16 protein-coding genes are annotated in these 13,514 nt (G+C 67.7%); 7 read left to right on the forward strand and 9 right to left on the reverse strand.

All coding sequences use genetic code 11. From position 1 onward, the window contains the following. Positions 1-1,562 precede the first annotated feature (1,562 nt). Positions 1,563-2,054 (forward strand): hypothetical protein, encoded by a 492-nt coding sequence (locus MKK55_RS26240; RefSeq protein WP_243938476.1) that lies wholly within the window; start codon positions 1,563-1,565, stop codon positions 2,052-2,054. A 33-nt stretch (positions 2,055-2,087) separates the two neighbouring features. On the opposite strand, the gene MKK55_RS26245 is transcribed toward MKK55_RS26240, so the two are convergent. Both MKK55_RS26245 and MKK55_RS29405 read right to left on the reverse strand, forming a co-directional pair. After that, on the reverse strand, positions 2,088-2,300 hold the full coding sequence (locus tag MKK55_RS26245; RefSeq protein WP_243938478.1) for a hypothetical protein: 213 nt from the start codon (positions 2,298-2,300) through the stop codon (positions 2,088-2,090). Beyond that, the gene (locus MKK55_RS29405) at positions 2,297-2,527 is read right to left on the reverse strand and encodes a multiprotein-bridging factor 1 family protein (protein ID WP_409566127.1); all 231 of its coding nucleotides are present in this window, start codon (positions 2,525-2,527) and stop codon (positions 2,297-2,299) included. Before MKK55_RS29405 ends, MKK55_RS26245 begins: the two co-directional genes overlap by 4 nt. 90 nt (positions 2,528-2,617) lie before the next feature. Here MKK55_RS29405 and MKK55_RS26250 point away from each other — a divergent pair, with 90 nt between their 5' ends. From MKK55_RS26250 to MKK55_RS26265, 4 genes are all read left to right on the forward strand, one after another. Next, complete coding sequence (locus MKK55_RS26250; RefSeq protein ID WP_243938480.1) at positions 2,618-2,941, forward strand: hypothetical protein; 324 nt, start codon at positions 2,618-2,620, stop codon at positions 2,939-2,941. Positions 2,942-2,952: 11 nt separating this feature from the next. Further along, the gene (locus MKK55_RS26255) at positions 2,953-3,165 is read left to right on the forward strand and encodes a hypothetical protein (protein ID WP_243938482.1); all 213 of its coding nucleotides are present in this window, start codon (positions 2,953-2,955) and stop codon (positions 3,163-3,165) included. 71 nt (positions 3,166-3,236) lie between these two features. Continuing rightward, entirely contained in the window at positions 3,237-3,785 is a 549-nt protein-coding gene (locus tag MKK55_RS26260; RefSeq protein ID WP_243938483.1) for a hypothetical protein, read from the forward strand. 57 nt (positions 3,786-3,842) lie between these two features. Further along, on the forward strand, positions 3,843-4,226 hold the full coding sequence (locus MKK55_RS26265) for a hypothetical protein (protein ID WP_243938485.1): 384 nt from the start codon (positions 3,843-3,845) through the stop codon (positions 4,224-4,226). Positions 4,227-5,420: 1,194 nt separating this feature from the next. On the opposite strand, the gene MKK55_RS26270 is transcribed toward MKK55_RS26265, so the two are convergent. Beyond that, on the reverse strand, positions 5,421-5,594 hold the full coding sequence (locus MKK55_RS26270; RefSeq protein WP_243938487.1) for a hypothetical protein: 174 nt from the start codon (positions 5,592-5,594) through the stop codon (positions 5,421-5,423). Between the two features lie 462 nt (positions 5,595-6,056). On the opposite strand from MKK55_RS26270, the gene MKK55_RS26275 reads away from it, so the two are divergent. Both MKK55_RS26275 and MKK55_RS26280 read left to right on the forward strand, forming a co-directional pair. After that, a complete protein-coding gene (locus MKK55_RS26275) occupies positions 6,057-7,259 on the forward strand; it encodes a tyrosine-type recombinase/integrase (RefSeq protein WP_243938489.1) in 1,203 nt (400 codons plus the stop codon). Positions 7,260-7,645: 386 nt separating this feature from the next. Next, complete coding sequence (locus MKK55_RS26280; protein WP_243938491.1) at positions 7,646-7,945, forward strand: hypothetical protein; 300 nt, start codon at positions 7,646-7,648, stop codon at positions 7,943-7,945. A 196-nt stretch (positions 7,946-8,141) separates the two neighbouring features. Here MKK55_RS26280 and MKK55_RS26285 read toward each other — a convergent pair whose 3' ends face one another. From MKK55_RS26285 to MKK55_RS26310, 6 genes are all read right to left on the reverse strand, one after another. Then, positions 8,142-9,431, reverse strand: coding sequence for an NAD(P)/FAD-dependent oxidoreductase (locus tag MKK55_RS26285; RefSeq protein ID WP_243938493.1), 1,290 nt, complete (start codon positions 9,429-9,431; stop codon positions 8,142-8,144). A gap of 445 nt (positions 9,432-9,876) precedes the next feature. Then, entirely contained in the window at positions 9,877-10,425 is a 549-nt protein-coding gene (locus tag MKK55_RS26290) for an HNH endonuclease (protein ID WP_147729215.1), read from the reverse strand. A 412-nt stretch (positions 10,426-10,837) separates the two neighbouring features. Continuing rightward, positions 10,838-10,981: a hypothetical protein gene (locus tag MKK55_RS26295; RefSeq protein WP_187274846.1), complete on the reverse strand. Its 144-nt coding sequence runs from the start codon at positions 10,979-10,981 to the stop codon at positions 10,838-10,840. 129 nt (positions 10,982-11,110) lie between these two features. Beyond that, positions 11,111-11,659, reverse strand: a complete 549-nt coding sequence (locus MKK55_RS26300) for a PepSY domain-containing protein (RefSeq protein WP_243938495.1) — start codon at positions 11,657-11,659, stop codon at positions 11,111-11,113. 136 nt (positions 11,660-11,795) lie between these two features. After that, positions 11,796-12,338 (reverse strand): phosphonate metabolism protein/1,5-bisphosphokinase (PRPP-forming) PhnN, encoded by a 543-nt coding sequence (gene phnN, locus MKK55_RS26305; protein WP_243938497.1) that lies wholly within the window; start codon positions 12,336-12,338, stop codon positions 11,796-11,798. Beyond that, the gene (locus MKK55_RS26310; protein ID WP_147729705.1) at positions 12,338-13,480 is read right to left on the reverse strand and encodes an alpha-D-ribose 1-methylphosphonate 5-triphosphate diphosphatase; all 1,143 of its coding nucleotides are present in this window, start codon (positions 13,478-13,480) and stop codon (positions 12,338-12,340) included. Before MKK55_RS26310 ends, phnN begins: the two co-directional genes overlap by 1 nt. Between the last annotated feature and the right edge of the window lie 34 nt (positions 13,481-13,514).

Genomic DNA, 13,514 nt, shown 5'->3' on the forward strand with positions numbered 1-13,514 from the left:
CGCCCTGCTCCAATGTGGCGACACAGGCGCCAGAGAGAAAGACGCAGACACACAAAACCCATAATATATCTCACCTCTACCCCACCCCGCAAGCGGACATGTTTTGATCTTGTTACACACACTACCACCCACTGTGAAAAGGGGTCTGTGTAAAAAAGGTGCAGCGTTTCCCCCCCCCCCCCCCCCCCCCCCTCGCAAGGAGATCAGCTTGCCGCTGCGGCTGCGGCTGCGGCTGCGAGGCGACCAGCCTTCTCTGCCTCGGCCTCTTGCGCTGCGATCCATTCGGCTAAGCGGGTTTTCCGCACGGCCAGCTTCCTGCCGACCCGGATAACAGGGAGCGCCCCCGTTCGTGCTAGGTGCCAAACCTGGGTCGGCCCGAGCCCAAGGTGCCCGCCGATCGCTTCGGCTCCGATAAGCAGGTCCAGCGGGGGGGAGTTGGCCGGTCATGGCGGATTTCCATGCAGAGGGGGCAGGGGTAGCCGACAGGCAGCGCTCCGGCTCGTAAGCGAGCAGAGACGATGAGGTGGCTTGCGATAGGGACGGGAAAGGCGGCGCGATCGGTTGACGCGCGCGGGCATGAAAAAGCCCCGCTCGGGACATCTCCCGCCGGGGCCGCATTTCTTCATCTGTGAACCTACGTCAACCGATACTTGGATGCAAGTCTTTTGACGTGAGTGGGCCGCTTTTGTGGTCAGCAGGTCACGATACGTCTGGCGGGGCGACCAGGCCGCTCGCCGGCTCCTTGCGTCAGCCGTGAACCGACCCCTTGGGGGTGAATGTCTGCTGCGCGCTGGCAGCGCCATAGGACATGCGAACCTCGAATGGCCGGGCCGAACTTATGTCATCGGGCTATGGGATCTGACCCTTGATCTGCGACCGTACCGCTGCCTCGCGGTCGAACTGCCACTGCATGCGGTCAACTCGATCCGTGCTCTGCCGGACGAGGCGTGCGCCCAGCACCGCGCCCACCACGACCACGACCGGTGGGATCGTGAGATAGAGGTATGACCACTCCATCATCTCAGGTTCTCGAACATCGCTATCGCATACGAGTTTGGGACAATTGCATTTGGCCTGTCCCCTGAGAAGTGCCTCTTCGTCAGGTTTGGTGGCTTGGGGTGCGACGGAGGCCGCTTCTGGCTAAGCGCGAGACGGACTTCCGCGGGATGGGCTCCTGAGCCTGTTCAAGACCAACGCTTGACTGCCAGAACGCCGACCCGGTCACGCCAAGGCTGCGGCTGGCCTCGGATCTCCGGTCAACCTCCGCAAACGGACGGTTCTTTGAGGTGTTCGATAGTTAGATACAATTGAACGTGTCGACAAATCCGACATCATCAAAGGTGCCCCGGCTGTCATCCAATCGATTGGTGGCTAGAGGCCGAAAAGTTGACGCGTCACATATTAAAAAATCTTACTCCTAGAATAGTATACATTTTTGATTTACGATTTATTATATTTTAATATCCAAAGTTCTTCGGCATTAAGGCGTCAGACTAATTATCCGGCAGTCCTACATGACCTTTTGCAAGCGTTGCACTCTAGAAAGTCGCATATCGAACCTCATGCCAAAAAAAGACCCCTTCCTGCGGTTCAGCGAAGCACTAAAAACGATTTCGTTGAATATGAAGCCAACTAAATATGATGCCGAGGCAAGATTCAGTAGAGAATTTGGTGAGCTATACAATGCATTTTTATTGTTCAAGACCATGGCTAAGGAAGGAATTATTGGATCGGATATTCGCATGGCAGCTCCAGAATATGACCCTGAAGAACATAGTGTTTGCGTCGAGCTCACCGCTTATGCGCCCTTGGGCGAGAGGACTACAATATTCTTTATTTTTATGGATGGATTTGTATTCACACAGTCAGATGCTTTCAATGAAAGCTATTCTAAAAGGAAAATAGCCAGGTGGAAGCCATCTCAAATATCTGATTTGATCGGTAAACTATCGGACTTTTTCGTAGATTTTTATAAAACTACTGTCCCCCATTTCAGTGGAGAACAATCGTCCAACACTACTGGTCGCCAACCCCTCCCCCGTTCTCGGGTATGAATTCGAGGCCAGTGCGCTCGAGAGCCTCCCGCATCAGTCGGCGCTCCTCTTCGCCCCATGAACAATCTGCTGGAGCAGCGAGGGAAGCGGGACGCCGTACTCCTCCATGAGGAAAGCGGCGCTGAGTAGCGTACGGATGTGCTGATCCGGGATCGGTCGGCTGAAGATTTGCGCGTCCAGCACCTGATCGGCGAGGAGGCCGGCGAGGCGCGCGACTTCGGACAGGCGCTCGGACGAGGCGATCATGCTTTTCGCTCACGCATCCGAACCCCGGCGCCCCCGCCATTCTCAGGGATAAATTCTAGACCCGCACGCTCCAGAGCGTCCCGGATCTTATCGACGCTGCTGATCCGAGCATCTTGCCCGGCTTCAAACCGATTGACCGTGTTCGCCCCGACATCAGCTTCACGAGCTAGGTCCGCCGTGCTCCATCCCAAGGCAGCACGACCCATCCGGCATTGAAATGGCTTCATGAGGTGGATTTATCACCATATGAGGTTGACATCAAACTGATGTGGTTTAAACCTCTGGTGGTGAGATTATCACCACAGAGGCCAGCCCAGATGCGCTACGCCAACCTCATCGCTCACGCGCACATCGCCCGCGGCGCCGATCCTCGCCTGACCGCCGACGTCCGCCGAACCGCCATCACCGCCCGCGCCGCCGTTGTCGCCTCGACCGAGAGCGCCAAGCGCTTCGCCCGCACTGTTGCCCCCCTGGTCAACCGCGACGGCACGTTCGATCGCTCCGCCATCATGCGCGCCGCGATCCGCACCGCGCAGGCCCGCATGGATGTGACCGGCGACGCCTGGGGCGTGTGCATGTCCTACGCCCTCAAGGGCGCCTGGGCCGCCGCCAGGTCCTCCCGCGCCTACCGCGCGCACTGAGAGTCGGACCGATGGCCGCTGACCTGATCCGCTCCCCCGCCGTCCGCCTGCTGCACGCCCGGCAGGATCACGCGATCTGCCTGCGCCTTGCGGCATCCTACAGAGTCCGGCTCGCGGCTGGCGAGACCGACCAGCGCGAGGCTCATGCCTGGGCGCTCGGCCTCGCCCGGCGCTGGCGCCTCACAGCTGCCGAACTGAGCCAGTCACACCCGCCGCCGGCCTGATCCGCACCTAAATGGGCCCACCCCACGCCCCTGATCCCCGACCACCGCCACGAGCCCTCAACGGAGCCCGAATGATGCCGCACGCCCGTATCCCCGATTTCAGCCAGCCGCTCGGTTCCGTCGCTCCGGATGCGGACTGCACGTCCTTCCACCTCGACCCCATCCTCACGGCTGTCGATCGCCACAGCGAAGCGTGGAGCGTCTTCCAGGCCGCGCCCGACGGCGAGGGAGCCATCCGCGCCGAGGACGATGCCGACAGTGCCCTGATGGCGCTGCTCGGCACGCCCTGCGCGACGCGCGGGGGCATGCTCTGCCTGATCCGTCACCTTCGTTGGTTCCTTGTTGAGGAAGCGCCGAACGCCACCGCGCACGGCGACGCCTGGGCCTTCGCACAGGCCCGTGAGGGCGACCTGTCCCGCTGCCTGGGCGTGGAGCCGGTCCGGCGCCTCCCCATGGCCCTGCCGTCCGGCCGGCTGCTGGGACCGACGATCGATCTGCGGCCGCCCCTGCCACCAGCCAGGTACGTCAGGCGCGTGCTTGCGGCTGCCGGCGAGCTTCTGACCGCTATTGCGATCGTAGCTGGCGGCTCCGTCGTCACGGGCCTCGCCTCCCGCATCTGACCTGCCCCGCAACCCGTCGCGGGCCGAAAGGCTCGCATACCTCACAAGGAGATACCCATGCGCCAGTCGATGAAGATCGCCGAGTCCGGAAGTCCGACCGCGCGCGAGCGTGCCGACGCCCTGCGAGCGCGGCTGCCCGAGCCAGCGGCTGATCCCGTGCATGCCGCCATCGCCGACAGTCGCCGTCTCATGTCGGCTGTTCGCCGAGCTCGGCGTGCTCCGGAGTTCGTTTCAGGCCGGTCTGCCGAAGATGACACGGCCAGCGATGCGCTTTGGTTGCACCTTCGAGGCACTCTGTTCCGCACAGCCCCTACCACGCCCGCAGGTGCCGTCGCCCTCGCCCAACACGCCCTAAATTTCAATCGCTCGGAGGGGCGTGTTCTCGATGAGAAGGATCTGATCCAGGTTCTGACGCTAATCGCCGCTGTGCCTGCGGTCTAAGAGTAGGGCGTACCTCCCATGGGTGATCTCATCCGCCTTAATCGGCCCTCATCTCCGGCTGGCCAAAGCTCGGCCATTGCATTCAGCCACGCCGCAATGCGGGCGGAACTTGAGGGCGCAGCGCAGGCCAGCCTCGACGCAGTGGACCGCATCCTCGCGGCACTCGATCGGATCGGCGACGCTGGCGATGACCGGAACGCCGACCCCTGTCCCAGGCCACCGAAGCCGCACGAAGGGCAGGTCGCACGCCAAAGAGGAAAGGTCCCCGACATCGCGCGGCCTTCGCCGGAGCATAGCGGCAGACCCCGCCGCGGCCGCCCTTGAGGAGGCCGCCATGCCGCGTGCAACTACCGCCCCCCGTCGTCGCGCCACCGCCCCGCCGCCAGTCTCCCCCGAGCAGCTTGGTGCCGCGATTGTCGCTCTCCTAGTCTCCATCGAGGGCGCGCCGGGCGGATCACCCGCTGCGACCGCCTACCACTCCGCTCTCCAGCACAAGGTGCAAGACCTTAGTGCAGCAGGCGGCTCAGCCGCGCTTGGTGACGTGCTCGCCCGCGTTAGGGCAGCCGATACCGCCCGTGCGGACGCCCGCGAGGCTATCATCAATGACGCATGGGCCAGTCTAGCCAGCAGGCGGCGCTGAGGCACAGGAGACCGCTATGGGCGGTGTCATCATCCTTCCCCCGAGCCAAGCGCGAGACCCTGAGCACCATCTGGGGCTACGGCACCGCCGCCGGCCTCGACGTGGAGGTTCGCGTCAGAGTTGATCCGGACACCGCATCGTTCCTGCGGACGCAGCCTTGGCTACGACCAGCCGCGGGGCAGCGATGTATCGTCCTAGCATTAGCTGGAGGTTTGCGGCTGAAAAATACAAGCAGCTTGTATATATCTGGGGCGCGGAGACCGGCAACATGCCGGCCATATACAAGCGGCTTGTAGGTCTTAACCAGAATGGGATTATCGGTTATGTATCGATTTATGAATGCGGGGCTGAAGCGATACGGCGAAATGGCTCGCACTAGCTAGTCGACGGTATATCGCCGAACAATTTCGACCTAGCCGAAGACATCCAGAATGGGCTGTAGATATGCGAGCGAAGCAATGATCCCGGTCAGGGCCGTTCAGGAGCCGACCGAGGCAAATCTGCGCCGTCTAAGCTGGTTGTGCTGTGGCTCTGCCCGCGAACATACGGACTCGTCAGCCCTCGGATTTATCGGTCTGTCCCGTCTTGGCGCCTCCGTTGGGATCGGTTTCGTCTTCTCCAGCGCCATCCGGCGCATCGCGACCTTGAGGTGTCAGGCGTGGAGCTGCGATATCCTCTTCCGTCGCTTGCGAAGAAGGAGCGTTGGTCTTTTTGGTGTCGTCAGACATATGGCCGCTCCTCGTTCGACGTCAGGCGATCACGTCCAGTGCTCTTTCGACGTCCAGCGTCATGACGCCAAGCCCGAGCGCATAAGCCACCTCGCGAAACATGTTTGGTATCCTCAGATGGGAATGGGGCGGTTCGCCTTTGCTCAGCAGTTCTACCGCCTAGACGGACGCGTGTTCCAAGGGCCGCGCGCCCCGATCCTCCCCACCCGCCTCACCGTCCTCCGAGCAACCCAGGGAGGGGATATTGGGTAGGGCGCTGCGCATCCCCGACCGGTCTGAGGTGACGGACGAGACCATGATGCCGCTCAGCGTCGCGGCCGAGATCGCCATGGCGCACGGTATCGTCTCGTCCGTGTCCGCGAAATCCTTGCGACGCGAGGCAGAGCGTGATCGGCTGGTCACCTACGAACTGTTCGGGCGAATCCACACCACGCTCGGCGACATCAAGCGGATGACTCGGAAATGCCTCGTCCCGCCAAGGGAGCGCGCCTCTACTACTCGCGCAAGGACGACCGCTGGCTCATCCGCGACAGCGGACAGCCAGACGTCGGCACTGGCTGCGCTTATGGAGAGCACGCGCAGGCTGAGCAAAAACTCCAAGAGCACCTCGCGCGAAAATACAAACCCGACTTCGGGAAGGGTGATCCCGCTCGCGTCTCGGTCCTCGACGTCCTGAAGGTCTACACGGACGAGCACGCGCCCCACACGGCGCGGCCGGACGTTGTAAAGTCGGCCAACCCGCACCTCGGCCAGTTCTTCGCCGGCAAGATGGTGGCCGACCTGACCCCGAACGTGTGCCGCGCCTATGCGACTTGGCGCACGGCCCAGCCCCAGGCGCGCTACAAGGTCGGGCCGGGCTACCGGTTCGAGACGGTCGACCAGGTGCCGCGGGTCGGCTCGCAGACGGCGCTTCGCGAGCTCGGCGTGCTCTCAGCCGCGATCGGCTACGCCCACGCCGAGCACCACCTGCTCTACCCCGTCGTCATCGCCATGCCGGACAAGAAGCCGAGCCGCGAGCGCTGGCTGTCTCGATCGGAGGCGGCGCGCCTGATCCTGGCGGCCCTCGGCTTCCGCAACGTGGCGAACGACCCCGCAGGTGCGCCGGTCTGGCGCCGGCCGCGCGTGATCGGCCCAGACGGAAAGCTGCGGACCGAGTTTGACAAAAGCCGGCATGTCGCCCGCTTCATCCTGACCGGCCTCTACACAGGCACGAGGCACGAGGCGATCCTGCGACTGAAGTGGCTTCCGACGACCGAGGGCGGCTACGTCGACTTGCGCGGCGGCATCCTCTACCGGCGCGGCCAAGGGGAGGGCGAGAGCTCCAAGCGCCGGACGCCGGTGCCGCTGTCGAACCGCCTTCAAGCGCATATGCGCCGCTGGAAGGGTCAGAGCGTCTCGCACGTCATTGAGTTCGAGGGCGTTCCGCTCGATCGGCTCCGCCGGGCCTGGAACACGGCGCGTCTCGCAGCCGGCCTCGGCGAAGAGGTCACACCTCACATCCTGCGGCACACCTTCGCGACATGGGCCGTTCGCGAGGGCGTCTCGTTCGGGATGGTGGCGCTCGCCCTTGGGACCACCGAGCGCATCGTACGCGACGTCTACGGTCATCACGCGCCGGAGCACATGCGGGGCGTCGTCGAAGCCGTCTCTGCCGGGCGGCGGTGAACGCCAGGGGAACATCTCCCCAGAAACTCCCCAGGAACGAGGGCTCAGAATGTCCCTCGATGGCCTGGAATGGCGATCTGCGAACGGGACGGCGCTCTACAGCCGAAGAGGACCATTCCTTTACACGGAGAGGGTCGGCGGTTCGAGTCCCTCACCGCCCACCAATCGTCACGACGGCTCGGGGCGGGTCGTCGGACCCAGCGGGCGTTCGATCCTCGGAAGCGCCTCGGCGACCGGCGTCGCGGATCGCTCCACGAGATGCCGGCGCCGCGTCGGTCCGTGCGATCCTCGGGCTCCGATCCCCGTCGGCCGCGCGGATGGCGGATGATGGCGCCTCGGGCGAAATGATGCTCTAGGCTCCGGCGGCGCCACCCAGGACCAGCGACATGCGAACCGTCATCCTCGCGCTTGCCATCACGATCGCGCCCGTCCCGGCGCTCGCCCTGTGCAGCTGCACCTGTGTCCAGGGAACCGCCGTCGCGCGATGCTCCTCGACCGCCGACAACGTGCCGATCTGCCAGCTGCTGTGCCCGCCCTCCGCTGCCGCGCAATCGGTCGCCGGTCCGTCGATCACGCTGCCGGGCGCGCCGCAGCGTCGCGTGGACCCGATCCAGATCAACGACCAGAACCAACAGCTGCGCTCGCAGGGCATCACGCCCCGCGACGGCCAGCCCCTGGACCGCTGACCCGCGACACGCCCCCCCCCGCGGCACCCGATCCGGCCCCGGTTCACCCGCCGTGCCGGCCGGCCTGATCGCGCCGTCTCCGCACGATGGAGAGCGGCCGGCACAAGCCGGTCCGACGCCGGAATGCGGCCGGCCGACGGCAGGCTCGACGTCGCACGGGGACGTGCCCGCCCGGCCGATCCCGGAACCGGGCGTCTCAGTCCAGCCGCACCGGCGGCCCGACGGCGTGGGCGAGGTCGTCGGCGAGCCAGGCGAGGGCGCCGCGGAACGGGCCGAGCAGGCCGACCTGGTGCCGGCGGTAGAGCAGGTCGTGGGCGAGCCGCGCGAACAGGCCGCGCAGGCGGCCGCCGCCGAAGGTGTAGCGCCCGAGCGTGCCCCAGCCGTTGTAGTCGGCCAGGGACACGAGCGCGCCCTTGTCGCGATAGCGGAACGGCGCCATCGCGCCGCCGCGCCGCCACGCCTCGAAATGGCGCACGAGGTGCCGGGCCTGCTGGTGGGCCGCCTGCGCGGTCGCCGGCACCGGATGCTCCGCGCCGGGCTGCGGGCAGGTGGCGCAGTCGCCGAGCGCGAAGATCGCCGGGTCGCGCGTGGCCTGGAGGGTGTCGCCGACCACGAGCTGGCCGGTGCGCGACCGGTCGAGCCCCTCGATCCGGGCGAACACCGCGGGCGCGCGCACCCCGGCGGCCCAGACCTTGATGTCGGCCTCGATCCGTCCGCCGTCCTTCAGCGTGAAGCCCGCGGCGTCGGCGCCGGTCACCAGGGCGCCGGTGCGCACGTCGACCGCGAGGTCGGCCAGGGTGGCCGCCGCGGCCCGGGAGACGCGATCGGGGAAGGCGGCGAGCAGGCGCGGGCCGCTCTCGATCAGGGTGAGGCGGAGCTTTTCGCGCAAGGCGCCGGTGCCGTAGCCGGCGATCACGTCGACGGCGTGCTTCAGCTCGGCCGCGAACTCGACGCCGGTGGCGCCGCCGCCGACGATGGCGATCCGCAGGCTGGCCTCCGAGCGCAGCGCCGCCAGCACCTGCCCGCGCAGGCGCCGGTGCAGCGCCTCCGCGTCGGAGAGGTCGTCGATCGTGGCGCAATGCTCGGCCACGCCCGGCGTCCCGAAATCGTTCGCGCGGCTGCCGAGGGCGAGGATCAGCACGTCGTAGCCGAGCTGCGTCGGCGCGAGGGCCGCTCCGTCGCCCTCCGCGTCGAAGGGGGCGAGGGTCAGCTGCCGCGCGGCACGGTCGACGGCCTGCAGCGAGCCGAGCCGGAAGCGGAAATGGTTGGCCTTGGCCTGCGCGAGCAAGCTCAGCTTCTGCCGGTCCGGCAGCGCGGTGCCGGCGGCGAAGGTGTGCAGCATCGGCTTCCAGACATGGGACAGGGCCCGGTCGACCAAGGTGACCTGCGCCGCCCCGCTCCGGCCGAGGCGGCGGCCGAGGCCGGTCGCCACCGTGATCCCGGCGATGCCGCCGCCGACGATCACGATGCGGGTCGGTTCTGCCATGCCGGTTCCATCCTCGAGGTCGTCCCGGATCGGTCCGGTCGATGCTCGAACGCGCGCCACCGCGCCGCGGTTCGCTCGGTGCGCGACCGGACCCGTCCTCCGGGGGCGACGGAACCGCTGCCGATCCGCTCGGCCGAACCCGTTCAGCCCAGGGTTCGCCCTCGACCTCGGAGGAAACTCGGATGATGCGGGTGCAGCGGCTTTGCTGGGTTGCCGTCCTGGCCGTTCTCGGCCGTGCCGATACAGCTTTCACGCAGGAGCAGGGGCCCTACACCGACGACATCGTGAAGTCGACATGGCCGCGCGGCGCCCGGATCGGCCTCGGCGCTCCCGTCTCGGAGCCCGATCACGGCCAGGGAACCGGCCCGAACGCGTCTCAGGACGCACGCTCCACGCGGTCCCGTCGGTCGGTGCCGATGAGACCGGATGCGCGCTCCTTTCCCGATCAGCTCTCCAGCTCGCTGTCCCAGTACAGGTAGTCGAGCCAGGTGTGGTGGTAGTCGCGGTGGTCGAACTCGGGCTGGCGGTGGTGCAACTCGTAGCGGGTCGGGCGGCGCGGCTCGGTCAGCAGCGGCATCTCGGCCTCGTGCGGGGTGCGGTTCGCCTTGCGCAGGTTGCACGGGCTGCAGGCGGCGACGACGTTCTCCCAGGTGGAGAGCCCGCCGCGGGAGCGCGGGTTGACGTGGTCGAAGGTCAAGCCGCCCGAGGGCAGGCGCAGGCCGCAATACTGGCACGAGAAGCTGTCGCGCAGGTAGATGTTGTAGCGGGTGAAGGCCGGGCTGCGGGCCAGCGTGACGTAGTTCTTCAGCGCCACCACGCTCGGCACCCGGAGCGCCCGGCTCGGGCTGCGCGCCTCGACGTCGTAGCTCGCCACCAGCGTCACGCGGTCGAGGAACAGGGCGGTGAAGGCGTCCTTCCAGCTCCACAACGAGAGCGGGTTGTAGGAGAGCGGCCGGTAATCCGCGTTGAGGACGAGGGTCTGGAGATCCATCATCGGCGCGACTCTTCGAACGAAAGCCATACGGGACAACGCGCGAGATCGACATTGCGCGCTGTCCCGAGGACAGGGTCGACGGGGGGATGGGGCTCTCGTGCGTCCGGGCGCGGGATCCGGCGGCCCGGCGGCGGCACCGTCTCGGCCGGAGACATGGGACACGCGTGGCGCGCCGGGCGCGGTCGGCGACCGGCTGGGGCGGATACATCCGGCTCGCGGCGGGGTCCGGGTGCCAATCCGGTCGATCCCAGCCCTTCGCGAAGTGACGAAAAGGCCCTCTCCATCGGGGCTTAGTCTAATAGCAGCGTGACAGCCTTGTGAAGCTCCGCCCTGTCGCGGCCGACGCCGCACCCACAGATCGGTGGATCGACGGGGTCTTCGAAGCCGACGGCTGCCGGGACGAGGGGGCGCGTCAGCCCCAGCGCACGAACATCGCGATGAACACGGCGACCATGCTGGCCAGGAGCAGCGGGTGGCCGTCGACGATCGCGAACACGAGCAGGGAGATCGCGCCCGTGGCGATGCCGAGCATGACGGCGACGGCGGTCGGGTTCATCACAGCATGGCTCGTGGCCGTTCAGATCTGAGCTCGGGGTCCGCTATCGATCCGGCCTCCGGCAGACTCCGTATCACGATCCGCGGATCGGCGCGGCACCGATGGGCGCCGCGCCGCGCACCGGGGCGATCAGTCGCCGACGACCTTGCCGTTCGGGCCGACCTTCACGGTCTGCTCGTGGTCGGCCAGCGCCACCTTGATCTCGTACTGCACCGACTTGCCGTCGCGCTCGACCTCGGCCTCGTAGGCCTTGCCGCCGCCCGCCTTCTGCTCGGCGATCGTCAGCGCGTCCTTCAACGACGTGGTGGCGTTCTGGAAATCGGCCGGCTTGAGGCGGGTGAAGTACCGCTCGATCGGCTGGTTCTCGGTCTTGTAGAGCGCGCCGCTGTCGGCATTGATGCCGTACTCGACGAGCTTGCCGTCCGGATAGACGACCTTGATGCTGTAATGCGTCGGGTTCTTGCCGTCCGCCTTCTCGAAATCCGCGTCGATGGCGCGGCCCTTCTCGCCCTGGGCCTCGGCCGTGGTCAGCGCCTGGGCGAGACCGACCTTGGTGGTCTTGGCGAGCTGGAACTCCTTCTGGTCGGACTCGGCCCTGGCCGCATGCGTCAGGCCGAGCGGAGCGGCGAGCAGGCCGGCGGCGATCAGGCCGGCGGTGAGGGTGAGACGGTTCGGCATGGCGTCGACTTCTTTCCCAATGCAGATGGTGGCCCGAATAACCGATCGACCGCCGCTTGGTTGCCTGCCCATCGAAAGACCTGTCCAGGCTCTCGCCGGCGGCCACGGCGCGTCGCCGGCCGCCGCGTCGAGACGGTCAGCGGCGTCCGGCGCGGTCGCGCAGGATCGCGACGAAGCCGGCCGCCGCGACGCGGCGGTCGCCGTCGTTGGCGACGGTGTCGTCGGCTTCCGCCGGGAGCGCGCGGGCCAGGCGCGCGGCGAGGTCGCCGTCCTCGGGGCGGCCGCGGGCGGCAAGCCGTGCGGCCAGGATCTCGGGGGCGGCCGTGATCGCCACGACATGGACGCCGGGGAGCGTCCGGCGCGCCGCCTCGATCACCCGGCGCGAGACGTTGCACACCACGACCCGCCCCTGCTCGGCCTCGGTCAGCGCCTCGGCCGGGATCGCGTAGCCGAGGCCGTGCGCGCGCCAATGCAGGGGAAACGCGCCGGCCGCGGCGGCGCGGGAAAACTCCGCCTCGGCGATCTCGGCGTTGTCCTCGTGCGCCGAGGGCGGCCGGGTCACCAGGCGGCGCGGGAAGACGAAGCGCGGGTCGCCGGCCAGCTGCGCCCGCGCGGCGGCGATCACCGTGTCCTTGCCGGCCCCGCTCGGGCCGACCACGAGGACGAAGCCGCCCGCCATCACACCACCCGCGCGCCGGCGCGCCAGACCTCGCGGACGACGGGCACCCCTTGCGCCGTCCGCACGCGGACGAGGTCGGCGCGCAGGCCGGGCGCGATCCGGCCGCGGTCGTCGAGGCCGGTGGCGCGGGCCGGGTTGGCGGTGACGGTGGCGATGGCGGCGGCCAGGTCGATGCCGGGCACGCGCTCGGGCAGCTGGAACGCCGCCATCAGCAGGCTCGCCGGCACGTAGTCGGAGGACAGGATGCTGAGCAGGCCGGCCTCGGCGAGAGCGTGCGCCGCCACGTTGCCGGAATGCGAGCCGCCGCGGATCAGGTTGGGCGCGCCCATCATCACGGTGATGCCGGCCGCGTGCGAAGCCTCGGCCGCCTCGCGGGTGGTCGGGAACTCGGCGAGCGCGACCGCTTCGGCCCGCGACTGGGCGACGTCGGCCAGCGTCGTGTCGTCGTGGCTCGCCAGCGGGATGCCCTGCTCCCGGGCCAGCGCCACGAGGATCGGGCGGTTGCGGGCGTTGAGCGCGGCGCCGTCGCGGATCTTGCGCTCGGTGCCGGCCCGGATCGCCTCGATCGGCCGGCCGCCGCGGCCGGCATATTGATAATACTTCGCCATGTCGCGGAACTGCCGCTGCCCCGGCGTGTGGTCCATCAGCGAGATCAGGCCGACGGGATGACGCCGGACGAAGGCGCGGACGGTGTCGATCACGTCGGCCGACGGGATCTCGCAGCGCAGGTGCGTCCGGTGCTCGGCCCGGAACAGGTCGGCGGCGCGCGCGTCGGCGATGGCCTGCGCCAGCGCGTCGAGCTCGGAGCCGAGGCCGCTGCCGTCCGGGTCGGTGCCGGCGCGCAGCGAATCGAACACGGTGGTGATCCCCGAGGCGGCGATCTGCGCATCGTAGGCGAGCACGGCGCCCAGCGGATGCCAGCGCACGCCGGGGCGCGGCGCGTAGTGGCTTTCCAGGTGGTCGGTGTGCAGCTCGACCAGGCCGGGGACGAGGTGGTCGCCGCGGAGGTCCCGGCCGCGCTCCGGCGCCCGGCCCGCGCCGTGCTCGGCGATGCGGCCGTCCACGATCGCGAGCCAGCCGTCGACGACGCGGTCGGCCAGGACGAGGCGCGCGTTCTCGAGGATCTCGACCCGGTCCGCCATCGCTCCGCCGTCTCCGCTCATGCCGCGCCCGTTC

Source organism: Methylobacterium sp. J-059 (assembly GCF_022829485.1).
Classification (GTDB): Bacteria; Pseudomonadota; Alphaproteobacteria; order Rhizobiales; family Beijerinckiaceae; genus Methylobacterium.